At 33.4% G+C, this 25,177-nt stretch carries 22 protein-coding genes; 13 read left to right on the forward strand and 9 right to left on the reverse strand.

Going from position 1 to position 25,177, the window contains the following annotated elements; translation table 11 throughout:
- The first annotated feature begins 39 nt into the window (after window positions 1-39).
- Window positions 40-1,848: a translational GTPase TypA gene (gene typA / locus AC1Q7L_RS01370; RefSeq protein ID WP_072412679.1), complete on the forward strand. Its 1,809-nt coding sequence runs from the start codon at window positions 40-42 to the stop codon at window positions 1,846-1,848.
- A gap of 222 nt (window positions 1,849-2,070) precedes the next feature.
- Window positions 2,071-3,681: a glycoside hydrolase family 10-like protein gene (locus tag AC1Q7L_RS01375; protein ID WP_492305723.1), complete on the forward strand. Its 1,611-nt coding sequence runs from the start codon at window positions 2,071-2,073 to the stop codon at window positions 3,679-3,681.
- 82 nt (window positions 3,682-3,763) lie between these two features.
- Here the strand turns inward: AC1Q7L_RS01375 and AC1Q7L_RS01380 are convergent, their stop codons facing one another.
- On the reverse strand, window positions 3,764-3,937 hold the full coding sequence (locus AC1Q7L_RS01380) for a bacteriocin-like protein (RefSeq protein ID WP_492305722.1): 174 nt from the start codon (window positions 3,935-3,937) through the stop codon (window positions 3,764-3,766).
- A gap of 207 nt (window positions 3,938-4,144) precedes the next feature.
- Here AC1Q7L_RS01380 and AC1Q7L_RS01385 point away from each other — a divergent pair, with 207 nt between their 5' ends.
- The 3 genes from AC1Q7L_RS01385 (at window position 4,145) to AC1Q7L_RS01395 (ending at window position 7,083) form a co-directional block, all read left to right on the forward strand.
- Window positions 4,145-4,696, forward strand: a complete 552-nt coding sequence (locus tag AC1Q7L_RS01385) for a ferritin (protein WP_066757751.1) — start codon at window positions 4,145-4,147, stop codon at window positions 4,694-4,696.
- Window positions 4,697-4,839: 143 nt separating this feature from the next.
- Window positions 4,840-5,931, forward strand: coding sequence for a redox-regulated ATPase YchF (gene ychF, locus AC1Q7L_RS01390; RefSeq protein ID WP_410690824.1), 1,092 nt, complete (start codon window positions 4,840-4,842; stop codon window positions 5,929-5,931).
- Window positions 5,932-6,021: 90 nt separating this feature from the next.
- Window positions 6,022-7,083, forward strand: coding sequence for a hypothetical protein (locus tag AC1Q7L_RS01395; RefSeq protein WP_492305721.1), 1,062 nt, complete (start codon window positions 6,022-6,024; stop codon window positions 7,081-7,083).
- Between the two features lie 54 nt (window positions 7,084-7,137).
- Here the strand turns inward: AC1Q7L_RS01395 and AC1Q7L_RS01400 are convergent, their stop codons facing one another.
- Complete coding sequence (locus tag AC1Q7L_RS01400) at window positions 7,138-7,296, reverse strand: bacteriocin (RefSeq protein ID WP_157886058.1); 159 nt, start codon at window positions 7,294-7,296, stop codon at window positions 7,138-7,140.
- A gap of 281 nt (window positions 7,297-7,577) precedes the next feature.
- On the opposite strand from AC1Q7L_RS01400, the gene AC1Q7L_RS01405 reads away from it, so the two are divergent.
- A complete protein-coding gene (locus AC1Q7L_RS01405; RefSeq protein WP_492305720.1) occupies window positions 7,578-8,516 on the forward strand; it encodes a helix-turn-helix domain-containing protein in 939 nt (312 codons plus the stop codon).
- A gap of 87 nt (window positions 8,517-8,603) precedes the next feature.
- Window positions 8,604-9,368, forward strand: coding sequence for an SDR family NAD(P)-dependent oxidoreductase (locus AC1Q7L_RS01410; protein ID WP_410690822.1), 765 nt, complete (start codon window positions 8,604-8,606; stop codon window positions 9,366-9,368).
- A gap of 91 nt (window positions 9,369-9,459) precedes the next feature.
- Here the strand turns inward: AC1Q7L_RS01410 and AC1Q7L_RS01415 are convergent, their stop codons facing one another.
- The 7 genes from AC1Q7L_RS01415 to AC1Q7L_RS01445 all read right to left on the reverse strand — a co-directional run bounded on the left by AC1Q7L_RS01415 (window position 9,460) and on the right by AC1Q7L_RS01445 (window position 17,513).
- Window positions 9,460-10,608 (reverse strand): methionine aminotransferase, encoded by a 1,149-nt coding sequence (locus AC1Q7L_RS01415; RefSeq protein WP_492305719.1) that lies wholly within the window; start codon window positions 10,606-10,608, stop codon window positions 9,460-9,462.
- A 118-nt stretch (window positions 10,609-10,726) separates the two neighbouring features.
- Window positions 10,727-11,965, reverse strand: a complete 1,239-nt coding sequence (locus AC1Q7L_RS01420; protein ID WP_492305718.1) for a T9SS type A sorting domain-containing protein — start codon at window positions 11,963-11,965, stop codon at window positions 10,727-10,729.
- Window positions 11,966-12,049: 84 nt separating this feature from the next.
- Complete coding sequence (locus tag AC1Q7L_RS01425) at window positions 12,050-12,706, reverse strand: hypothetical protein (RefSeq protein WP_492305717.1); 657 nt, start codon at window positions 12,704-12,706, stop codon at window positions 12,050-12,052.
- A gap of 10 nt (window positions 12,707-12,716) precedes the next feature.
- Entirely contained in the window at window positions 12,717-13,397 is a 681-nt protein-coding gene (locus tag AC1Q7L_RS01430; RefSeq protein ID WP_492305716.1) for a hypothetical protein, read from the reverse strand.
- Window positions 13,398-13,602: 205 nt separating this feature from the next.
- Window positions 13,603-13,770: a bacteriocin-like protein gene (locus tag AC1Q7L_RS01435; protein ID WP_410690816.1), complete on the reverse strand. Its 168-nt coding sequence runs from the start codon at window positions 13,768-13,770 to the stop codon at window positions 13,603-13,605.
- Window positions 13,771-13,873: 103 nt separating this feature from the next.
- Entirely contained in the window at window positions 13,874-14,605 is a 732-nt protein-coding gene (locus tag AC1Q7L_RS01440; protein ID WP_492305715.1) for a LytR/AlgR family response regulator transcription factor, read from the reverse strand.
- Complete coding sequence (locus AC1Q7L_RS01445) at window positions 14,574-17,513, reverse strand: sensor histidine kinase (protein ID WP_492305714.1); 2,940 nt, start codon at window positions 17,511-17,513, stop codon at window positions 14,574-14,576. The genes AC1Q7L_RS01440 and AC1Q7L_RS01445 overlap by 32 nt, the downstream gene beginning before the upstream one ends.
- 141 nt (window positions 17,514-17,654) lie before the next feature.
- Between AC1Q7L_RS01445 and AC1Q7L_RS01450 the strand changes: the two genes are divergently transcribed.
- The 6 genes from AC1Q7L_RS01450 to AC1Q7L_RS01475 all read left to right on the forward strand — a co-directional run bounded on the left by AC1Q7L_RS01450 (window position 17,655) and on the right by AC1Q7L_RS01475 (window position 25,054).
- A complete protein-coding gene (locus AC1Q7L_RS01450) occupies window positions 17,655-19,541 on the forward strand; it encodes a DNA topoisomerase IV subunit B (RefSeq protein ID WP_410690811.1) in 1,887 nt (628 codons plus the stop codon).
- 138 nt (window positions 19,542-19,679) lie between these two features.
- The gene (locus tag AC1Q7L_RS01455; protein ID WP_492305713.1) at window positions 19,680-20,129 is read left to right on the forward strand and encodes a hypothetical protein; all 450 of its coding nucleotides are present in this window, start codon (window positions 19,680-19,682) and stop codon (window positions 20,127-20,129) included.
- Window positions 20,107-22,692: a DNA gyrase/topoisomerase IV subunit A gene (locus tag AC1Q7L_RS01460; RefSeq protein ID WP_492305712.1), complete on the forward strand. Its 2,586-nt coding sequence runs from the start codon at window positions 20,107-20,109 to the stop codon at window positions 22,690-22,692. Before AC1Q7L_RS01455 ends, AC1Q7L_RS01460 begins: the two co-directional genes overlap by 23 nt.
- A gap of 13 nt (window positions 22,693-22,705) precedes the next feature.
- Window positions 22,706-23,266 carry a hypothetical protein gene (locus AC1Q7L_RS01465; RefSeq protein ID WP_492305711.1) on the forward strand — a complete coding sequence of 187 codons (561 nt, stop codon included), beginning with the start codon at window positions 22,706-22,708 and terminating at the stop codon, window positions 23,264-23,266.
- Window positions 23,267-23,272: 6 nt separating this feature from the next.
- A complete protein-coding gene (locus AC1Q7L_RS01470) occupies window positions 23,273-23,926 on the forward strand; it encodes a rhomboid family intramembrane serine protease (RefSeq protein WP_492305710.1) in 654 nt (217 codons plus the stop codon).
- A 30-nt stretch (window positions 23,927-23,956) separates the two neighbouring features.
- A complete protein-coding gene (locus AC1Q7L_RS01475) occupies window positions 23,957-25,054 on the forward strand; it encodes a helix-turn-helix domain-containing protein (RefSeq protein WP_492305709.1) in 1,098 nt (365 codons plus the stop codon).
- Window positions 25,055-25,177: the final 123 nt, after the last annotated feature.

Below are 25,177 nucleotides of genomic sequence, written 5' to 3' on the forward strand. Positions count from 1 at the left end.
AATTAAAAAACACTATTTTTGCACCCGTAAAAATCATTCATGCAAAACATTAGAAATATTGCGATTATCGCACACGTTGACCACGGTAAGACGACTTTGGTGGACAAGATTATTCATGCTACAAACATTTTCCGAGAAAATCAGGAGAGTGGAGAATTAATAATGGATAATAACGATCTTGAAAGAGAAAGAGGGATTACCATTTTATCTAAAAATATTTCTGTTACTTATAAAGACGTTAAAATTAACGTAATCGATACTCCCGGTCACGCCGATTTTGGTGGGGAAGTAGAGAGAGTTTTAAAAATGGCTGATGGAGTTATTTTGTTGGTGGATGCCTTTGAAGGTCCAATGCCACAAACAAGATTCGTACTTCAGAAAGCGTTGGAATTAGGATTAAGACCATTGGTTGTTATCAATAAAGTTGATAAACCAAACTGTCGTCCTGAGGAAGTTCATGATAAAGTTTTTGATCTATTCTTTGCTCTTGATGCTACTGAAGCACAGTTGGATTTCCCAACATTCTACGGTTCATCTAAGCAAGGTTGGTTCAACACTTCATTAGAGCAAACAGAAGATATTTTCCCATTATTAGATGGTATCTTACAATATGTTCCGGAACCGAAAGTTGAAGAAGGAAACTTACAGATGCAGATCGTTTCTCTAGACTTTTCTTCTTTCTTAGGAAGAATTGCTATCGGAAAAGTAATCAGAGGTGAGATTAAAGAATCTCAGTGGATCGGTTTAGCTCAGGCAGACGGTAAAGTATTGAAAGGAAAAGTAAAAGAACTTTACGTTTTTGAAGGATTAGGTAAGAAAAAAGTTACAGAAGTTAAAGCTGGAGATATCTGTGCTGTTGTAGGTTTTGAAGCTTTCCAAATCGGTGATTCTTTCGTAGATCTTGAAAATCCTGAACCATTGCCAAGAACTTCTATTGATGAGCCAACGTTGAACATGACGTTCTCTATCAACAATTCACCTTTCTTCGGGAAAGATGGTAAATATGTGACTTCTAATCACCTGAAAGAAAGATTATATAAAGAATTAGAGAAAAACTTAGCATTAAGAGTTGAACAAACTGGTGATGCAAACACTTTCCTAGTATTCGGTAGAGGTATTCTTCACTTGTCAGTTTTGATTGAAACAATGAGAAGAGAAGGGTATGAAATGACAATTGGTCAGCCACAGGTTATCTTGAGAGAAATCGACGGAGAAAAATGTGAGCCTTATGAATCATTAGTTGTTGATGTTCCTGAAGAATTTGCTTCTAGAGTTATCGATTTGGCAACTCAGAGAAAAGGAGATCTTCACATTATGGAAACTAAAGGTGAAATGCAGCATATGGAATTCGAAATTCCTTCAAGAGGTTTGATCGGATTGCGTTCTCAGATGTTGACAGCTACTGCTGGTGAAGCTATTATGGCTCACCGTTTCACAGAATACAAACCTTTCAAAGGGGCAATTCCTGGAAGAAGTAATGGTGTTTTGGTAAGTAAAAGTCAAGGTCCGGCAACTGAATATTCTATTGCGAAATTACAAGATAGAGGTAAATTCTATGTTGATCCGGGTGAGGAGATCTATGCAGGTATGATCATTGGTGAGCAAAACAAACCAGGAGATTTGGTTATCAATATTGTAGAAGCAAAACAATTAAATAATATCCGTGCTGCAGGTAAAGATAAAGATGGTGGAGTTGCTCCAAAAATCTTATTCTCTCTTGAAGAATGTATGGAATATATCCAATCTGATGAAGCAATTGAGGTAACTCCAAACTTCATCCGTATGAGAAAGAAAGTACTTTCTGAAGAAGAAAGAAGAAGAATCGAAAGATCAGGAAAAGCTTCATAAGTTTTTTCTATATAAATCAAAGCCCCGAATTTTTCGGGGCTTTTTTGTTTTTCGGTTAGTATATTCAATAGGAGCGGACTTTAGTCCGATTTCAGTATTTATATCATTAAATTGGCTTTAGCCAAAACTTATTTTTTTATGATTATAAAAATTAGTTAAAGTCATCTGATTATTTATTACATCATATAATTAAAAAAATAATTTAATGTAGTTTTGCAAACTATGAAAATGAATAATTTAAAACTCATCATATTTTTGGGCGTTCTAGCCTCGTGTAGCAGTGCAAAAACTGCTAATAATAGTGTTGTAAAACCAACTCCAACAAAAAGCTCGACAAAACCTAACAATAATACTTCAAAGCCAAATGTTCCTGTTGTAACGACAAAACCAGTTACAGCTCTACCAACAGAAGAAATTTTTAAAGTTAATCTTCCTGAAATCAACAGAGAATTCCGTGGTGCATGGATTGCAAGTGTTGCGAATATCAACTGGCCTTCAAGAAATAACCTAACCGTTGATCAGCAAAAACAGGAAGCGATTAGCATGTTGGATATGTTGAAAGATAATAACTTCAATGCAGTTATTTTCCAGGTTAGACCTTCTGCAGATGCTTTATACACAAGTAATATCGAACCTTGGTCATATTTCTTAACAGGCGAAACGGGAACGGCTCCTTATCCTAATTACGATCCTCTACAATTCTGGATCGATGAAGCACATAAAAGAGGGTTGGAGCTTCATGTTTGGTTAAATCCTTATAGAGCGCATCATACAAACGGAGGTTCGCCAAACAGTTTATCAATGGCAAATAAATTGTCAGACATTGTTGTAAGATTAAAAAACGGAATGTATTGGTTTGATCCTGCCAATCCAAAAACACAAGGTCATGTTTCTAATGTAGTGAAAGACATTGTAAAAAGATATGATATCGACGCCGTACATTTTGACGATTATTTCTATCCTTACGCAACTTATAATAAAGGCGCAGATTTCCCTGATAATGCGACTTGGAATGCTTATCTAAGCAGTGGAGGAACTTTGTCAAGAGCAGATTGGAGAAGAGATAACGTAAATAAATTCGTAGAGCGTATCTATAAAGAAATTCATGCTGAAAAAAATTATGTAAGATTCGGAATCAGTCCTTTTGGAATTTGGAAGCCCGGATATCCTGAAGGAATCGTTGGTTCTTCTCAATATGACGAATTGTATGCTGATGCCAAATTATGGTTAAATAAAGGCTGGGTAGATTATTTCTCACCACAATTATATTGGCCAATCGAATCAAAAGGCCAGCCTTTCGGTCCATTATTAAATTGGTGGAAATCTGAAAATACAATGAACCGCCACTTATGGCCGGGATTAAATACGGTTGAAATAAAATCTTCAGATCGTGCGACAGAAATTAAAGATCAGATCGAATTATCAAGACAGATTTTAGGAAAAGATGCAGGTGAAGTTCATTGGAGTATTGCAGGATTGACCAAAAATTCAAGCATGTTACCGACTTTAAAAAACGGACCATACAAAGAGAAAGCATTAGTTCCAAAAAGTCCTTGGATAAAAGCTTTACCATTACAAACTCCGACATTATTTACAAATGATAACGGAAGTTCAATACAGGCAAGTTGGAGCAGTAAAAATCTGAAAGATGTTTTCCAATGGGTACTTTTCACGCAGTACAACGGAGTTTGGGAAACTCAAATTTTAACGGTAGAAAATCTTACAAAAGACATTCCTAAAAATAAAGACGGCAAAACATTAAATGCCATTGCCATCAAAACCATCGACAGGCTAGGAAACGAAAGCGATTACATGGCGAAGAAAGTGAAATAGCATTCGATTAAAAAACATAAAAAACCAGTTCAAAAGAGCTGGTTTCGTTTTTTTAATGGATTTAAAGTAATAAAATCCTTGTTTAATTACTCAGATTAAAACAATCTAAATCCGGGCACAAGAGCATTTGAACCTGCGTTAAGTTAATAATTCCTGTGTCAGCCAATGAACAAAGAAGTTTGCATACAGGATCAAGTAATCCACCTCCCGAAATACTTTTCAGCTCGTCTCTGTCTAATTTTTTTAAATTTTTCATATAATAATTTGTATGGTTAATAAGATCCTAAAATAGGAATAATTGTAATAAATCGATCTTTTATATTTTAGAATAACTATAAATTATCAATTTAAATCAATGAATTTCAATTTATTATAAACCTATTTAATGTGTTTTAATTAAAATTAATAATCTTCTCGGAATCATTTTTGCATCATTACTATTAATCACACAAAATTATACATTATGAATACTAAAAGACTTTCCGACAATATGGAAAAAGCATTAAGCGATCAAATGAATAAAGAAATTCATGCTTCACATATTTTTCTATCTTACGGAATTTGGGCTGATGATAAAGGCTATCAGGGAATTGCCAACTTTCTTTACAGACATTCGCAGGAAGAAAGAAACCATTCCATCAAGTTTATGGAATACGTACTGAACAGAGGAGGAAAACCGAAAGTAGACGCTATTCCCGCTCCACCAAAGGATCCCGAGTCTTTAACGGATTGTTTTGATGGTGTTTTCAGACACGAAGTTGACAATACAACCTCAATTTACAGGCTTGTAGATCTGTCTTTAGAAGAAAAAGACTGGGCAACGTGGAATTTCATGCAGTGGTTTGTTCAGGAACAGATCGAGGAGGAAACATTAGCTTCTAATTTAATTGATAAATTAAAAATTGCCGGCGGTGACAGAGCTACCGATGAATCTCTATTTACTTTAGATAAAACCTTACAGAATGCACCAAATGACGTTCCTTTAGCTCAAAATGCTACAGGTGAAAACCCATAAAAGCCAATTTGGTGAAATAAAATTATAGAAAAATCTGTCAGAATATTGGCGGATTTTTTTATTATGAAACTCATACTAAATTCACTATCTTTGCACACCTTTAACGAGCAATAGTGAAAACTATTTCTAAAAGCTAAGAATATATGAAATGTGGAATCGTAGGCTTACCGAATGTTGGTAAATCAACTCTTTTTAACTGTTTAAGCAACGCAAAAGCTCAATCAGCAAACTATCCTTTCTGTACAATCGAACCGAACTTGGGAACTGTTTCAGTACCGGATCACAGATTGTTTGAATTGGAAAAATTAGTAAATCCCGAGAGAGTTTTACCAGCTGTTGTGGAGATCGTAGATATTGCTGGTCTTGTAAAAGGAGCGAGCAAAGGAGAAGGATTAGGAAACCAGTTCTTGGCAAACATCCGCGAATGTGAGGCAATTATTCACGTTTTAAGATGTTTTGATAATGGAAATATCATTCATGTTGAAGGTTCGGTTGATCCAATGAGAGATAAAGAAATTATCGATATTGAACTTCAATTGAAAGACCTTGAAACTGTTGGAAAAGCAGTTGAAAAAGCTAAAAAATTCATCAAATCTGGAAAGAAAGATGATATTTTAACATACGAAACACTTCAAAATCTTGAGAAATTTATCGAAGATGGTAAAAATGCAAGAGAATTCCCTATGGATGATTTTGCGAAATCAATTATTGATGATGTTCAGCTTTTAACAAACAAGCCTGTATTGTACGTTTGTAACGTAGATGAAAATTCTATCAAAAACGGAAACGACTGGATCGCTAAGATCGAAGAAATGGCTAAAAATGAAAATGCTGAAGTTGTTGTTTTAGCAGCGCAAATTGAAGCTGATATCAATGAATTAGAGACTTTTGAAGAAAGAGAGATTTTCCTTGAAGAACTTGGGCTTACTGAGCCTGGTGTTAACCGTTTGATCAGAAAAGCATACGATCTATTAAAACTTCAAACGTATTTCACGGCTGGTGTTAAAGAAGTAAGAGCTTGGACAATCGGGCAAGGATGGACTGCTCCTCAAGCTGCAGGAGTAATTCATACAGACTTCGAAAAAGGATTTATCCGTGCTGAGGTTATTAAGTTTAATGACTATGTACAATACGGTTCTGAAATTAAAATCAAAGAAGCTGGGAAACTAGCTGTAGAAGGTAAAGAATACATCGTTCAGGACGGTGATATTATGCACTTCAGATTCAACGTATAATAAGAGAATATTAAAGTTAGTTATAAATGAAAAACGCTTCCAATGTATTTTGGGAGCGTTTTTTGCATTCAATCGGGAAACCTTTTACCTATGAAGTTTTTATATTTTTTTGTTTTCACATTATTTTTTTCCTGTACTAAAAGTTTAGAAGATAGATGTTTCACTAAAGGTGAAGAAAAGTCTAGTTATGTTGAGAAAAAATCCTACACAGTAAAACAAATTCTTGAAGAAAAACCAGATTATCTTGAAATTATTAATTTGAAAAAATTTACAGACTTCAAGCAAGACAGTTTATATTCTCATGAACTTAAATGGAAAAATTATGATGAGAGAATGAAGGATTATGATATTTTTAAAGAAAAGTTTTCAGATCAGTTTATGTGTTTTGGGAAGCAGACTGTTGATAAAGTTGAATATTCTTTAGGTAGAAATAATTTAGGATATTGGCTGTTAAAAATTGAAAAAAATAAACCATCTGCTTATTTTTTAGGATTAAGTTTTAGCCATTATTATTTAAATGAAATTCAGGATAAACCTATTATTAAAGATGGCTTTCTACAAGTTGAAGGTAGTTTAGTTGAAATTATAAAAGTGGCAGGACTTCCGAGTTATGATGATTATTCGGCAATGGAAGATGGGAAACTATTTAAAATTAATTTAAAAGATTTGATCCAAGATTCTGACAGTGACGGTTACAATGATATTTTTGAAAAAAGCTTTGGTTTAAACCTCCAAAATAAAGATTCTGATGGAGATGGAATAAATGATTTTGATGATACTAATCCTATGTTTAGAGCTGAAAAAAATAAATTTAGTGAACTTTATCAAAGGTTATTGCCTGAATATGCAGGTGCACCCGATTTCAAAAACATGCATTATTATTTTGAAGTCTTTGAAACTGATTGTGATTATTTTCATCAAGTAAATCCTGATTATAGAATAATATTTGTTTCAGAAGAAATAAGTAAGAAATCAGATTATATAAAAACTACGGATGTTTTTGATTATGGAGTTTCAAAAATCAAAAGAGATAAAAGCGATCCCAATAAGTTTTATATTACCCAATGGGGCAAAAGTAGTTCTTCCAATTATTCTGCAGTTTATGAAAAGGGTAAATGGAATTTAACAGTTGTTGGAGGTTATATAATTTAACAAAAATACCGCTCAAAACAGAGCGGTATTCCTTTTGAAAATATATTATTTTAACTACGGTAATTCTGGTCTGCACTGTAATTGTGCGCAGCTTAATGATACTTTTTTGCATCCTCCAGTCCATGGATCGATGCAGTCTAGTAATCCTCCTTTGATGGTTCTTAATTCTTTTTTGTTTAATTTTTTTCCTTTAGGAACGTTTTGATTTTTCATAGTAATTGATTTTTAGTGAGTTAGTTACTAACGAAGTTATGAAAAATTATTATTAGTAAATCACATTTGTTGGACTTTTTTAAATAATATTTGATATCATCGAAGAGAAATACGAACTCTGCTGAGTAGAACGCTTTTGCAAACGTTAGAACTTTTAATAGTCAAAAAACCTTTGCAGACTTTGTATAAAAAAACAAAAGAATACTTAAAAATTATAATTCAATTGTCCTAATCTCAATTCTATAAAACTTCCTATATTTGAATTTTACAAACCAAAGGTCATGGAAAAAATTGCACACGCTTCTTTGGAAGATTTTTATAAAGAAATGACAGCCAAGCTCGGAAAAGATCTCGAAAGTATCTTTCCTAAAGGCCTTCACAAGGATATTGGTCACTTCAATGTTTTCGATATTGCCCAAACAATTGAAAAAATAAAGATCACTTCTGAAATGCCTTACAACAGAAGGAAATATTACAAAATCAGTCTTATCAGAGGAAAAAACAGGGCAGAATATGCAGATAAAGTTATTCAGATCAAAGGGAATGCTTTGTTGTTTGCAACGCCTAAAGTTCCTTATCACTGGGTTCCCGAAGATCCTGATCAGTCGGGAAGTTTCTGTGTTTTCACGGAAGATTTTTTCATTAAAAATAATTCCAGAAGTTCTCTTGAAGATTTGCCGATTTTTCAGCCTGGAAATATTCCTTTGTTTGAAATTGATGATGAATTAGCGAATGAAATCGAACAGCTTTTCTTTAAAATCAAAAAAGAAATCGCTTCAGATTATATTTTTAAATATGATTTAATCCGAAATTATGTGGTAGAGCTCATTCATTACGGACAGAAATTACAACCTGCTACAAAATTGTCGACTTCAAATGATGCTTCATTAAGAGTCGTAACTTTATTCATAGAATTGCTTGAAAGACAGTTTCCTATTGAATCTAATGAACAGAGGTTACAGCTCAAAACGGCAAAAGATTATGCTGATCGATTGTCAGTTCATGTGAATTATTTAAATAAGAAGTTAAAAGAAAATACAGGAAAAACAACAACCGAATTCATTGCAGACCGAATGATTCAGGAAGCAAAAATCCTTTTAAAACAAACAAAATGGAATGTCTCAGAAATCTCTTATGCATTAGGATTTGAGGAGATCGCTCATTTTTCAAACTTCTTTAAGAGAAAAACTACGGTTACGCCTTTAGAATTTCGTTCGTGATTTGAATTTTGCAAATATCAGATTGATTCGAGCAAACACATCAATGGTAAATTGTCGCAACTTTGTCTCATTAAAATAAACAACAAAATGAATACACAAACAAAAATCGCATTAGTTACCGGTGGAAGCCGTGGATTGGGAAAAAATTCAGCGTTAAAGATTGCTCAAAAAGGTCTTGACGTAATCATCACTTACAGAAGCAATAAAGAAGAAGCGGATAAAGTTGTTGAAGAAATTCAGGCTTTGGGAAGAAAGGCAATTGCTTATCAATTAGATACAAAAGATATTAAGAGTTTCGACGCTTTCGTGAAAACAGTTGGAGATCATTTGGAAGAAAATACAGGAAGCAGAAACATCGATTTCCTTGTAAATAATGCCGGAACAGCTTTATATGCACCAATTTCTGAGGTTACAGAAGAGCAGTTGGATGACGTTGTAGATATTCACTTCAAGGGAGTATTTTTCTTAACTCAAAAATTCTTGCCTTTTATTAATGATGGAGGAGGAATCGTAAATGTTTCTTCAGGATTAGCAAGATTTGCGTTGCCTGGATCTTCTGTTTATGGTTCAATAAAAGCAGGCGTTGAAATGTTGACAAAATATATGGCGAAAGAATTAGGTTCAAGAAAAATCAGAGCCAATGTTGTTGCTCCGGGCGCTATTGAAACTGATTTCGGCGGCGGAAGAACGAGAGATGACAAACATATGAACGACATGGTTGCCAGTATTACAGCTTTAGGAAGAGCAGGTTTGCCGGATGATATCGGTGGAGTAGTTGCTTTCTTGTGTACTGATGATGCAGGTTGGGTGAACGGACAAAGAATCGAAGCTTCCGGCGGAATGTTTTTATAAAATAATAATTGGTGGCTTCGAGAGCCTCAGCCACCAATTCTATATTACGTATTAAAAGAAACGGTTGAGGCTCTCGAAGCCATCGTTTCTTTTATAGTTTAGACAAATTCTCAATCGCCCTTTCCAAAGTTTCCTGTTTTTTCGCGAAACACAGACGAATCACATTTTCATTCACTTTATTTTTATAGAAAGAAGAAAACGGTACACTCGCCACTTTATGATTGATCGTCAATTCACTCGCAAATTCAAAATCATTTTTATCTGAAATTTTATCATATTTTAATGCCTGGAAATAGGTTCCTTCACAATCCAGTAATTCAAAAGAGGTATTGGCTAAACCTTGTCTTAAAAAGTCTCTTTTTTCCTGAAAGAATTGGTTTAAATGATTGTAATGATCATCATTTTTCATGTATTCAGCCAAAGCTAACTGGATCGGAGTATTCACGCAGAAAACATTGAATTGATGAACTTTTCTGAATTCATCCGTTAAAGCTTTCGGAGCGGCGCAATATCCAATTTTCCAGCCTGTAACATGAAAAAGCTTTCCAAAAGAGGCAACCAGAAGGCTTCTTTCTTTTAATTCGGGATATTTACAAATGCTTAAATGTTGTTTTCCGTCAAAAACGATATTTTCGTACACTTCATCACTCAAAATCAATATCGGAGTATCTTTTACAATAGAGATCAATTCCTGAATATCATTTTCCTTTAAAATTTTTCCTGAAGGATTATTCGGATTATTTAGAATAATCATTTTTGTTTTGTCTGAAACTAAATTTTTTACAACGCTCCAATCAATTTCATAATCGGGAGCTTTCATTTCAAATCTTTTTACAATTCCCCCGAAAAGCTCTACAGTAGGCTCATAACAGTCATAAGCAGGTTCAAAAATAATGACTTCATCATCTTTTTTAACGAAAGTCGCAATGGCTGTAAAAATAGCCTGAGTTCCCCCTGCAGTAACCGTTATTTCTGAATCGGGATGATAAACAGCTTGGTGACTGTTTTCAATTTTTCTTGCAATTTCTTCCTTTAAACCAATCATTCCACCCAAAGGTGCATATTGATTAAAACCTTTTTTAATGAAGTGATCTACATGATTTAACAATTCAGAATCGGGCATAAAATCCGGAAATCCCTGTGATAAATTGATGGCCTCATTTTCATTGGCCAATTGCGTCATCTGGCTGAAAATCGTAGTTCCTACATCGGAAAGTTTAGAAAAAGGAAGTTGTATCATTAAAACAAATTTTTTACTTACACCGAATTTAATTTATTTTTTGCAATTCACTGTGGTAATTTCATAAAAAAGACTATCCGTATTGGGATAGCCTTCATTATTTTAATTCTATGTTGGTTTATTTAGAAATAATCAGTTTTTGTGAACTGGTTTTTCCGTTTGATTTTATTTCAACAATATAATTTCCCTGAATCAGTTTTTCAATATTTAACTTAATACTTTGGCGGCCGCTATCAAGGTTTTCAGATTTTTCAAGAACTGTTTTTCCTGAAACATCGATCAATCTTACAGAAACGGTTTCTTTTTTAGAAAGAGTAGTCTGTATTTCAACAAAACTTTTTGCAGGATTTGGAACCATAAAAACATTTTTTTGCTCTGCTTGGCTGATTTCGGCTTTTGAAATGGCTTCCAAATCGGCAATTGGTGATTTCAAATCAAGACTAGATTCATTTTTTGTAGCTACTCGATCTTTCGTGTAACAGAAAGTGAAGCATCTGATGCATACTACTTTTTTCTCTCTCGATTCAGTTACGCAAACCGTATAAGTTCCAGGATTCGTATAATTGTGGGATAAAGTAGATAGGATATAATTTTGTGCAGCACTTCCGTCACCCCAATTTACACTATATGAACTTCCAGGATTTCCGGGAGTCGAAACAAGAATCGGATTAAGTAGAGTTAAGTTTGCAGTAGATGCGCTGGATGTCGTGTTGAATGATGTTTCAAGTTTGAAATCTGCCGTACAACCGTCACAAGATTTTACACAAATATTATCGTAGTACACTCTTTCGCTTGGGCTTGATGTGTAGTCCGGAGATACCATTACGGCTGTGGAGTTATTCATCACATTATTGAAATCTGCACATGTCATTCCTGCCGACATCGTCCATGTTCCTTCAGAATTGCTAGGAAGAACACCTCCCGTACAATTGGCTATAGGCGCACGAACACGCACCCAACCGCTGTTCGGAGTTACGGTAACATTCGCTACAAATGAGATAATCTGGCTTCCCGACATAATATAAATAGTAGGATGAATTGGCGAGCCATAACCTCCGTCTTTTTCAAGATAAAAATCGAAATAAAGACATTGTCCTAAATATTTTTGCCCTAAATTTTTAAAATCTGAGGGGTTAATATACCAAGAACCTCCTGATTTATCGTCTAATATGATATACTGCGTTCCATCCAGTGCATTTGGGCTTCCGCTGGAAACACCAACCTGACCGTTTGGATAGGGAGCCGGAGTCCAAAGTCCCTGAGGAATATTAGGATCATTGAAATCTGAACATGGAGCCTGCGCATTCAAAAGGCATCCTAAAAGAAAGAAAAGCGAGAAAAAATACATTCTTACCATAATGTAACATTGATTTTATAGATCAAAAACCAACAAAAACTTTAGAAATTAATACTTGATGATTTGGTTTGATTTTTCGGATAATTATTTTATCCATTCCAGAATTTTTGTGGCTTTTTGGGTGTTTTCAAAACCGTCAACAGGAAAGTAGTCGAGCGTGTCTTTTTTTAGGATCTGTTTTGCCATACCGATAAGATTTTTTTGATGTTCGGGCATTATTGTAATATTATTTTTTTCAAGTTCGCGAACAATATATTCTGAGCAATAATATTTTTTATTTCCTTCATCGAAATCAAAATCAAAGCTGATGTTTTCTTTTTCTGAGTTGATAAGAGATCGTTTTACATCATTAAATTTAATCTTATCAATGTCTTTAATCTTCCAGATAGAAAGATAATTCAGATCATCAGGTTTTATAAAATCACTGATTGTTTCGACATACAGATTATTCTTTTCATTATTTTTTTTAACATAAACATGATAAACGGTTAATGTATTATTTTCCACAAAACCGATTCCCAAATGAGAAGCATATTTATTGCTGATGTTGAAATCCTTTGCTACATTTCCCAATTTTCCTGTAGTTCCTCGCTGTATTAAATAAATAGAATTGCTATCAAATTCCAGATCTTTAATTTTATTATCCAGTGAAGGACTTTTATGAAAGGAGAAAATTACTATTATGAGCAAAACGCCCATAATAGTAAATGCTGTTTTGAATTTTTTTAAGTTGAAAGCCATAATGAAAGAATTATTTACTTTCTAAATATCCACCTACGAACCATCCTACAGTTCCGCCAACGAAAGCTCCGATTGGCCCGGCAACCATGAATCCTACACCCATTCCGATTGCTCCGCCAATGAAAGGTCCGCCGTCTTTACTGAAAACATTGGTATTTAAAAGTCCTTGTTCATAATTGAATCTAAGATCATTTAAACTTTCGATAAACTGTCTTTCGTTAGTAGCAAGATTTTGAAATCCCTGATTATGCTGTAGATCTGGCATATAATTGTTTGAAATTGCTATTGCCAGATCTTTTGCCATATCAGAATAACCAAGCTGCTCAAGAACCTGATCAAATGGTAACTGTGCCATATTAGCCGTTTGAGAAATAATGCTATTTACCTTGTCTAAAGATAATCTCTGAGCATTAGGAATTTGTGCGATCTGATAAAATTGATTAAGATCGCTCTGAGTAAGTACATAACTGGCTCCCTGTGAACCGACTTTAGATTTAATAAAACTTACAGAATGATTAAAAATATCAACATTAACAGTAGCTCCATTGAAAGAATTGGTTGAAACAAGGTTTTTACTCTGATTATTTTCAGTTTCCATATTGACATTGCTGTCATTATCGTCACTGCAAGAATAGAATAAGGATTGAGAGGTTACTAAACCGATAACGGTTAAAAATGTTTTTGTTTTCATGGTTATTAATTTTTTATGTTGGTTTCATAAAAGTATTCTGATATTTAATATCCCGTTATTGTGAATTAGCAAGTGTTAAACTTTAACTAATAAGTGTAGATTCATTTCTCTTAAATGTGATTTAGTTTTAATAAAATGTTTTGTATACATAAAAAATGCCCTGCAGTAGTCTACAGGGCATTTTAGCAATTAAAATGGGTTGAATTTAATTTGGATTATTCGGTTTAGGCTTTAAAATATCCCACATGGAACATACGCTCACGCAGGTTTGTACTAAGACAAAATCGCCCGCATAATCATTTCCGCAGTAGCACGAATAACCGCCACTTACTGATTTTAACTCTTCTCTGGATAACTTCTTAATGTTTTTCATGATTGTTCTGAATTAATTTATTTTTAAAATTCAAAAGTATCAGGATCAATAGTATTTCCCTATCGAAAATGTGTAAGTGTATCCGTTTTTCTAATAAGTGTACCTAGTCTAAATGTTCAATTTTATATAGAAAATCGGTTTTTTTGCGAACAGAAACATCCAGAATAGAATTATCTGTCATCACAACCTGCCCGCCTTTTCCTTTGATATATTCTTTGAGATGAAACAGATTTATAAGATGTTTATGATGAATTCTGAAAAAATTATGCTCAGAAAGATGTTCCTCAAATTCATGGAGTGTTTTAGATACAATAATTTTGGTTTTGTCTGAAAGATAAAATGTTGTGTAGCTTGAATCTGCCTCACAGCGTATGATATCGGTAATATTGGTTAGTTTAAAACCTTGCAGTGTAGGAAGACTTATCTTATTCTGATTGGAATGCTGAACCGTCGAATTTTTATTTTTCTTGATATTTTCTAAGGCTTTATTTACCGCAATAATAAAGTCTATTTTCTTTATAGGTTTTAATAGATAGTCGGTAGCTCCGTTCTTTATGGCCTGAATGGCAAAATGCTCAAATGCCGTAATAAATATAATCTGGGAATCAATTTCACGGAATTTTGAGAGCAGATCGAAAGCTGTTCCATCTTTCAGCTGTACGTCCAGAAACAGAATCTCAGGAGTATTTTTCGTGAGATAAATATAAGCTTCTTCTACACTTGAAGCCTGAAATACAACCTGAATTTCCGGAAATTCATTTTCTAATAAAAGAGAAATATAATCTCTTCCGTCTTTTTCGTCATCAATGATGCAGACTTGTGTTTTGGTTTTCATATGGTTTTATGTATAGTTTAATTTGGGTTCCAGATTTTTGCTGAGTATCAGACAAATTATTGATTTCCAAGTCGATATTAGTTTCAAAAAGCTGTTTGAAGGTTTCAATTCTTTTCTGGGATAATTTTACCCCAAATGAGTTGGCTTTTGCGATAGATTCAGACTTATTTGCGATTCCTGCGCCATTATCTTCGATCGTTATGCAAAGTGAAGAATCAATATGATCAAATGAAATTTCGATGATTCCTTTTCTGTTATTAAGGTTGGCGATCCCATGTTTAATGGCGTTTTCGGCGAAAGGCTGTATCAATAAAGAAGGGATGATCCAGTTTTCATTTACCTTTTCTGAAACTGAGATTTTGTACTCGAACTGGTCTTTTAAACGCAGTTTTTCCATATTTAAATATAAAGAAAGATATTCAACTTCTTCTTTAATAGGCATAAAGGTCTTTTCTGAATAATGAAGTGTTTTTCTAATCATTTGCGAAAAAATATCAAGATAATTTTCCGTTTCTTGATAATCTTTTTTATAAAGCAGAAACTGAATAGAATTAAGGCAATTATAAATAAAATGAGGATTAATTTGTGCTTTTATCGCCTGTAATTCAAGCTCGGCGATCTTTTTCTCGTAATACAGGGTTTCGAGTTTTTTATTTCTTTTTTTCTGAAAATAAAATGTGATTAAAGTAAAAAGAAGAGCTGCGGAAGCAATAATTAATAAAAATTTAAACCACCATGTCTGCCAGAATTGAGGTTTGATCTCAAAAGCAAGATCCGATGAAACCTGAGATTGTTTACCATTATAACCCAATCCGAAAACTTTAAAAACATACTTTCCGGGCGGGATTGCATTGAAGGTAATGGTTGATGAATTGCTGGTCTGCCAGTTTTCATTAAGCCCATCAATCTTATATTTATATTTTATTTTTCCTTGTGAGGAGTAATCCGGAAAACTAAGATTAAAAATAATATCATTGTTCGGAGATTGACCGATGAATTGGTGATTCAGATCGAGAAATTCTTTATTTCCAATGGTTACAGAATTAATAATTACTTTTTTATTAATAAATTTTTGCTGAGTAAAAAGAGATTTAATAGGTAAAACGCCCAATCCTTTTGAGGTTCCTGCATAAATGGTGTCATTTTTTATAACACATCCTCCAACAACATTGGAAGGAAGACCATCGGTTTGTGTAAAGTTGTTGATTTTTAATTTATTAGATTTAATTTCAACTCTGCAAAGCCCTGAATTTGTACTTGCCCAAAAGGTATTTCCATTTTCAACTTCTATTTTTTTGATCTGGCTTGTTGTAAGTCCGTCTTTTTCTGTGATTTTTCTTATAATTCCTTTATTATTAAACAGAATAATCCCATTGAGATTGGTTGATCCCAAATATACGTTTGGTCTGAGCTTTTTGATATCCGTAAAATAATATCCTTCAAGAAAAAGATGCTTCTTTTTTGTTTTGATATTGAGTTTGTACAGATCTTTGAAGCTTCCCACAAAAATGCTGTCTTTATCGTAAGGTAAAGCGTTGTAAACTCGTTCTTTCAGAAGTTCCGTAAAGGTTTTGTTGATATAATTATAGGCTGTCAGCGCATCACTCGTACAAAGAAGAACCGAATTTTCAGTAAATGGAATGATATTTTTAATATTGCACTCACATAAAATATCTTTTTTTCCGGTAGCTGTATTGTATTGAATCAGACTTAAACTCAGTCCAAAAATAATGGTATTTCCTTTAGCAAAGATGGCTTTATGTTCAATTTTTCTGTCTTTCTCAAGAGTGATATTTTCTATTTTTTTTGAATTAAAAATTCCGCTTTTTGCTTCATTATAGCCTAAGATTATATTTTTATCATTTTTAGCAATAGCTGTTATGTAACCTGAATTATTTTTAATAGGTAAATGAATATAATTTTTAAAAAATCTGTCAGCAATGAAAAAAATACCGTTGTTTCTGGTAGAAAACCATGCATTATTATCTTTGTCCATCATGATGTCATTGATAATATAATTGTCTAAAATCCTTGTGGGCGCAGAAAGTTTTATCTTCTCTAATTCTAATAAAGATTCTTTGAAGTATAGTGAACCTCCTTTTTCAAGACAAAGCCAAATTTTAAAGTTCTTATCCACAATCATTTGATGGATATTTTCATTAATCGTGTAAGACTGAAGTTTTTTAAAATGAAAATTATTTTCTCTTTTATAAATTTCAATTGTTCTTTTAAACCTGAAAATAAAATAATCTCCTTTTCTGGAAATTGCAGTTCCTTTTTTTGATGAAATATTACACGGAGTTATTTTTTTACTTAGAATATCGTACGCAGTTATTTTTGACTGTTGATCTGATAAATAAAGTAGATTTTTAGATTGATCAAAACCGAAAGCATAATAAACTATATTTGGATTATTACTTATGAATAAAGGGATTGTAGTTACTTTTCCGTTCTTATAAATGTAAATACTCTTTGGATTGTAAGTGGTGTAGATGATGAGAGAATTATTATTGATATGAATGTCCGGATTATGCCCGAATTGTATTTTTCTGAGCTCTTTATTAGTGTCGGAATTAATGATTTTCCCGTTTTTGAGATAAGCAAAATCATTTAAAAAAGGATTAATAAAGATTTCTCCGTTTGATAAAGGATAACATGCCAGAACATCAATGTTTTTGAGTCCGTTCTTTTTACTGTATTGCTTAAATTCCTTTCCGTCAAATCTAAACAGTCCGTTATCGCTTCCTACCCAGATAAACCCGTTGCTGTCCTGGCTTAGCCTGTAAGTATAGGAACTGTTTAAACCATTTTCTTCACTGTAATTTATCAGCCCCGGAATTTGCGCGGAAAAAGAGATACAAAAGAAAATTATTAATGAAATTGAATAAAATATAGTTAATTTTTTCACATAAGTTTGAATAATACTGTAAATATATAATTTGGTTGATAATAGTGCAATAAATTGTGAATAAATATTAAAAAAACGGATAGAAAAAATTCGGATAATTTTGTTCAATTTCGTACTTTTGTATGTTTGCTGAAATAATATATGTCACAAGAAATAAATCCAATCTATTCCGAAGATAATATCAGAACCCTCGATTGGCAGGAGCACATTCGTTTACGTCCCGGAATGTATATCGGGAAGTTAGGAGACGGCTCGTCTGCTGATGACGGTATTTATATTTTGCTTAAAGAAATTCTGGACAACTCGATCGATGAGTTCAGAATGAAGTCGGGTAAGAGAATTGAAATAAAAGTGGACGACGGTAAAGTTATGATTCGTGACTTTGGCCGTGGAATTCCGTTAGGAAAAGTGGTCGACGCTGTTTCCAAAATGAATACAGGAGGTAAGTACGATAGTAAGGCCTTCAAAAAATCTGTAGGTCTAAATGGGGTAGGTACAAAAGCTGTAAATGCTCTTTCAGAATATTTTCGTGTACGATCTTTCCGTGAAGGAAAAATGAAGATGGCAGAATTTTCCCGTGGAATGATCACGGAAGATTTTGAAGAAAAAGATACCTCAGACAGAAACGGTACCGAAATTTCCTTTGTTCCGGATGGAGAAATTTTCCTTCATTTCAAATACAGAAAAGAATATATCGAAAGGATGTTGCGTAATTATGCGTACCTAAATCCGGGATTGAAAATTCTTTTCAATGGAGAAACTTTTTATTCTGAAAACGGTCTTAAAGACTTATTGGAAGAGGAAATGGAAAACGAAATTCTTTATCCTATCGTTCATTTAAAAGATAATGATATTGAATTGGCGATCACGCATTCTGACAAATCTCAAACGGAAACCTATTTCTCATTCGTTAACGGACAAAATACAACGCAGGGTGGAACGCACTTGAATGCCTTCCGTGAAGCGTATGTAAAAACCATTCGTGAATTTTTTAATAAGAATTTTGATGCTTCTGATATCCGAAAATCAATCATTGCTGCGATTTCTATTAATGTTGAAGAACCTGTTTTTGAATCTCAGACGAAAACGAAATTAGGTTCAAACGATATTGGACCAAACGGGCCGACAGTAAGAACTTTTATCATCGATTTCCTGAAAAGTAAATTAGATAATTTCTTACATAAAAATCCTGAAATTTCTGAAGCAATTCAGCGAAAAATATTAATCTCGGAAAGAGAAAGAAAAGAGCTTTCCGGAATTCAGAAATTGGCGAGAGAAAGAGCGAAGAAAGTTTCTCTTCACAATAAAAAACTTCGCGATTGTAGACAGCATTATAATGATCAAAAGGCTGAAAGAAAAGGAGATACGCAGATTTTTATTACCGAGGGAGATTCTGCATCAGGATCAATCACAAAATCCAGACAAGTAGAAACTCAGGCTGTATTTTCATTAAAAGGAAAGCCTTTGAACTGCTATGGTCTTACGAAGAAAGTCGTGTATGAAAATGAAGAATTTAACTTACTCCAAGCTGCTTTAAATATTGAAGAAAGTCTTGAGGACCTTAGATATAACCACGTAATTATTGCAACGGATGCCGACGTCGATGGGATGCACATTCGTTTGCTGATGATCACATTCTTTTTACAGTTTTTCCCTGATCTGATTAAGAATGGTCACCTTTATATCCTTCAAACTCCCTTGTTTAGGGTAAGAAATAAAAAGGAGACGAGATACTGTTACTCAGAAGTTGAAAGAGTGAAAGCATTAAACGAGTTGGGAAAGAACCCTGAAATTACACGATTCAAAGGATTGGGAGAGATCTCGCCTGATGAGTTTAAACATTTCATTGGTAAAGACATTCGTCTGGAACCTGTAGTGATCGGAAAAGATCAGACTATCGAGCAGCTATTAGAATTTTACATGGGTAAAAATACTCCGGACAGACAATTATTCATCCTGGATAATCTTGTTGTAGAAGATCCTGATATTGATAAAAAAGAAATATTGAGTGAAGCTATAGAAGAATAAATAATACAAATACAATGATGAAAAAAGACCACTTAAAACACCAAAAAACAAAAACCACCAAAACACACAATAATTAATATGAGACTGAGTAACCGTAACAAAGCTTCGGTATATAACTTTGTGAATACGCTATTGATAATGGCAGTTTTAATCGGGATTGCACTTTTTCTTCTTGAAGAATATAGATTTAATATTTTAGGATTAGAAAGCTATTTTTTACTGGTTATTCCTGTTGCCTTACTAATAGCTTTTTACTTAAGAGGAAGACAAATTTTTGAATATGACAGCGATGGGGAAGCCCTTAATTTTAAAAACCGAAACATTGTTCCGTTTCTGGATAAACCATTAAGCGATGAATTCCCAAAATACAAACTGATACGCTATGAAATAATAGACGTTTTTTACATTAAAAGACTTTACGTTACAATTTCAAGCAAAAACAGCGGATCTACAATGCTGAAATATGAAATTTCGTACCTCACAAAAAAAGAAATAGTAGATTTAAAGTTCTCTTTAAACAAAGTCGTAAAAGCTAATAACGAGAAAAAAGAGTTAAAAATAAAAGATGACAGAAGAACACTCTCATGAAGGTGAAAGCTTAAAAAAAGTTTCCGGTCTTTACAAAGATTGGTTTCTTGATTATGCATCGTATGTAATTTTAGACAGGGCAATTCCGTCTGTTTATGATGGTTTGAAGCCTGTTCAGCGAAGAATCATGCACTCCATGCGTGAGCTGGAAGACGGTCGTTACAACAAAGTTGCCAATATCGTTGGAAATACCATGAAATATCACCCTCATGGTGATGCGTCTATTACCGATGCAATGGTGGCGATCGGCCAAAAGGAACTTTTGATAGATACTCAAGGAAACTGGGGAAATATCTACACGGGGGATTCTGCGGCGGCGGCGAGATATATTGAAGCGAGATTAACGCCTTTCGCATTAGAAGTTGTCTTCAATCCTAAAACAACGGAGTGGGCAAAATCTTATGACGGTAGAAATAACGAACCAATTGACCTTCCTGTAAAATTCCCATTGCTTCTTGCTCAGGGAGTTGAGGGGATTGGAGTTGGACTTTCAACCAAGATTCTTCCCCATAATTTTAATGAATTAATTAATGCTTCTGTTGCCTATTTAAAAGGTAAAAAGTTTGAAATATTCCCTGATTTCTTAACCGCTGGTTTTTTAGATGTATCTGAATACAACGACGGTCACAGAGGCGGAAAAGTAAGAGCCAGAGCCAGAATTACGCAGACGGATAAGCATACTTTGGTGATTACTGAGCTTCCTTTTTCTAAAAATACGAGCGACTTAATTGATTCGATCTTAAAAGCGAATGAAAAAGGGAAAATTAAAATCAAAAAAATTGAGGATAATACGTCTGATAAAGTAGAAATCCTTATTCACCTTCCTAATGATTCTTCACCTGATAAAACAATTGATGCTTTATACGCATTTACAGATTGTCAGGTCACGATTTCACCGAATGCGTGTGTAATTGTTGGTGATAAACCAATGTTCCTGAACGTTTCTGAGATTTTAAGAATGAATACTGATCACACAGTTTCATTGCTTAAAAAAGAATTGGAAATTGAACTTCACGAGTTGCAGGAAAACTGGCATTTCTCTTCACTAGAAAGGATTTTCATTGAAAACAGAATCTATCACGATATTGAAGAAGTTGAAACCTGGGATGATGTCTTAAAAACAATCGACAAAGGTTTAAAACCTCACACGAAACATCTTTTAAGAGCCGTAACACAGGAAGATATTCTTCGATTGACAGAGATCAGAATTAAGAGAATTTCAAGGTTCGATTTAGATAAATTTAAAGAAAATATTGCCGCTCTTGAAGGTAAAATTGAGCTGGTAAAACATAACTTGGCTCACCTTATTACGTATGCGATTGATTATTATTTAAATATTCAAAAGAAATTTGGTAAGGATAGAGAAAGAAAGACTGAGCTTAGAATTTTCGATACCATTGATGCAAGTAAAGTTGCCGTAGCGAACGAAAAATTCTATGCCAATTTTGAAGAAGGTTTCATCGGAACATCTCTGAAAAAAGATCAGTATTTATTCGACTGTTCAGATATCGATGATATTATTACTTTCAGAAAAGACGGAAGTATGAAAGTCGTAAAAGTGGAAGCCAAAACTTTTATCGGAAAAGATATTTTGCATGTCGCAATTTTCAAGAAAAACGATAAGAGAACGGTTTACAACATGATCTATCGTGAAGGCAGAGACGGACCTTACTATATGAAACGTTTTTCCGTGACGGGTGTGACCAGAAATACAGATTATCCGTTAGCTTCAGATAAAAAATTCTCTGAAATGCTTTATTTCTCAGCTAATCCGAATGGTGAAGCAGAAACGGTATCGGTACTTTTAAAGCCAAACCCAAGAATCAGAAAAAATAAAATGGATATCGATTTCTCCGAATTAGCCATCAAAGGACGTGATTCTAAAGGTAATTTGGTAACCAAATATTCTATTAAAAAAGTTGATCTTAAGGAAGAAGGCGTTTCTACGTTGGCACCAAGAAGAATTTGGTTTGATGATACTGTGAGAAGGCTGAACGCAGACGGAAGAGGAACTTTATTGGGAAGCTTTAAAGGAGATGATAAAATATTAATTGTCACCGGCAACGGAGAGGCTAAATTGATTTCTTTTGATCTTGGAAACCGCTTCGATGACGAATATCTGATCTTAGAAAAATGGAGACCAAACCAGCCCATCACATGTATTTATTATGATGGTGAAAAGGAAATTTATTTTATCAAAAGATTCCTTTTGGAGAATAATACAAATCCGCAAGCCTTTATGCCGTCGGAACATCCTAAGTCATTTATCGAAAATATAATTGTAGCGAATGGCTGTACTGCAGAAATCGCTTTTGCAAAAGATAAAGGAAAAGAACGCGATCCTGAAACGGTAAGTATTGATGAATTTATTGCCGTGAAAGGAATTAAAGCTATTGGAAATCAGTTTACTAAATTTAAAGTTAAAACAATTAACGTAACCATTCCTGAACCTGAAGAGGAAGAGTCGGAAGTATATGAAGAACCTGACAATACAGAAGGAACGGATGATGATGGAGGGGTAATTGGTGATTTGTTTGATGCAGGAGAACCTGAAAATCAATAGATTTTACAACTAAATGAAAAGAATATTATTTCCGATTGCAATTTTCGTGATCAGTTTTTCTTGCAAAGAAAAAAAAGAAAAGGCAGCCGAAACAAAAGTTGTTGAAACCAAAGTTATTGATTCTGCTCAAAGTGTAGCTTCAGAAGAAATAACTGATGAAGAACCCCGAAAAGAAGATACCGACTATGAAATGGTCAGTGAAAAGGATTTCAAGCAATGGAAAGGCGAGTATCATTTGGATTATCTCGATTACGCAGGAGAAAATGACGGAACAAAATTGAAAGCCAAATTAGTATTGGATGGCCCTGAAGATGGTCATTTCTATCTTTGGTATGAGAAACCAAGTGACACTGCAAAATTAGGAATGCATCATGTATACGGAAGTTTTGGAAAGGCAGATAATGAGAATACAGCCATAAAATTTTTACCCGAAATCGTAATTGACGGAGAAAATACAGGAATTGATCTTGACTTTTTCTTATACAACAAAAACAATACGTTTTATATTAAAAGTGAGATGATTCCTTCTGAAGGTGGAGCTACAAAAGAGCTTCCGATTCAAAAAATTAAATAAAAAAATATGAATATTTTAATATTAATTATAATTGCTACAGGTATTATCAGCTTTATTGCTTTTAATAATATTGGCATTTTCGAAAAGTATAAATTTAATGTTGGGGCAATCCAAAATAGAAAAGAATACATTCGTTTGCTTTCTGCAGGATTTCTTCATGCGGATATTATGCACTTGATTTTTAATATGATGACACTTTATTTCTTCGGGCCTATTGTTGTCGAAGGTTTTGGAAATGTCGGATTTTTAATTGTTTATTTCGGATCAATATTATTAGGAAATATATTTTCATTGTTTCTATATCAAAAACAGCCGTGGTATTCTGCAATTGGTGCGAGTGGAGGAGTTTCAGGGATATTATTTGCCTCGATTGCAATGATTCCTGCTCTTAAAATATATATATTCTTTATTCCTATTGGAATTCCTGGATTTATTTTTGGACTTATATATTTCAGTTATTCGGTTTATATGATGTTAAATCCAAAACAAAATGATAATATTGGTCACGCTGCCCATTTAGGAGGAGCATTTTTCGGATTGGTTTACGCCATTGCGCTTGCACCCGGAAAAGCAATCGAAAACTCAATCTATATAGGGATTATGGCACTTCCATTACTATATTTAAGTTATGAAATCTTTGTAAGAAAAAGAATAGGTTAAAAAGCATATTTAACTAAAATAGTAAAACCAATGAACGCATCAGAGTTAAACAATTTCATCGTTATACTTATTTATGGTTCATTGGTTTTACTGTCTTTATTAAAGCTTGCCAATCCACTAAAAGTTAATAAAAAAGCCAATCTTTGGTTTGGGATATTTCTTTTTTTATGGTCAACTTTTTGGTTGGATGAGGTTTTGTTTCTAATTACACAGTCTACCATTGAAGTTCATTCGCTTTTTTTGGTGCGTTTTATTCAGTTTTTGACGCCGATTGTCTTTTATTTCAGTGTATTATTTTATACAAATCCGGCTTTTAAGTTTAATATTTCCGATCTTAAATATGCCGTGCTTCCTGTAATTTTTTTTGTGAGCATTTTGTTGGTTGAGTTCAGATTTTATGCTTTCCAATATGTTATTATAGGTTTAATTCTTTTTCAGGCTTTATTTTATACGGGACTTTCTTATTTTACCATTAGAAAACATCAAAGAAAAATACAGCTATTTTCCTCAAATACAGAAGGAATTAATCTAAACTGGCTGGAATATATTATCCTTATTATTTTTATCGTAAGCATTGTTTATGTGATTTATAATCTCTCTTACAATGCCAATTCATTGAATTTTTTCATTAATCTGATCTTTTTATTGGTTATATATTTCGTGGCTTATAATTCTTTAAAACAAAAAGAAATTTATCCGGTTGAAGAAAAACTGCGTGAAGAATTAATTTCAATTAATGATGATTCCGAAACGGAAGAATTAAAGCGAAAATTGATTTCTGATGAAGAATTACTAAGAATTAAAGTTCAGTTGGAAGAACTAATGAACAGCCAAAAACCTTATTTGGAAAGTGAACTTAATTTGATCAAACTTTCAGAGCTTTTATCCATTTCCACCCATCATTTGTCTTATGTGATCAATACAGGATTTCAAAAGAATTTTTTCCAATACGTCAATGAATACAGAATCGAATATGCTAAAAAATTATTGAAGGATAATACGAAACTTTCGATTTTAGGAATAGCATATGAGTCGGGATTTAATTCTAAGACTTCTTTTAATACAACTTTCAAAAAATTCACCGATCAGACTCCTTCTGAATTCAAAAAAATAAGTTCAGGTTTATAAGTTTAAACTTTTATTTATTTTAATAAATTGATTTTCAATTATTTGTATTGTTTTAGTTTTTCAATTAAAATCTGTTCGTTCAGATAGGTTGGAACATTAAAAAGGGTTTACAAAGATACTTTT

It is taken from the genome of Chryseobacterium sp. GW823-FHT05E08, assembly GCF_058795655.1.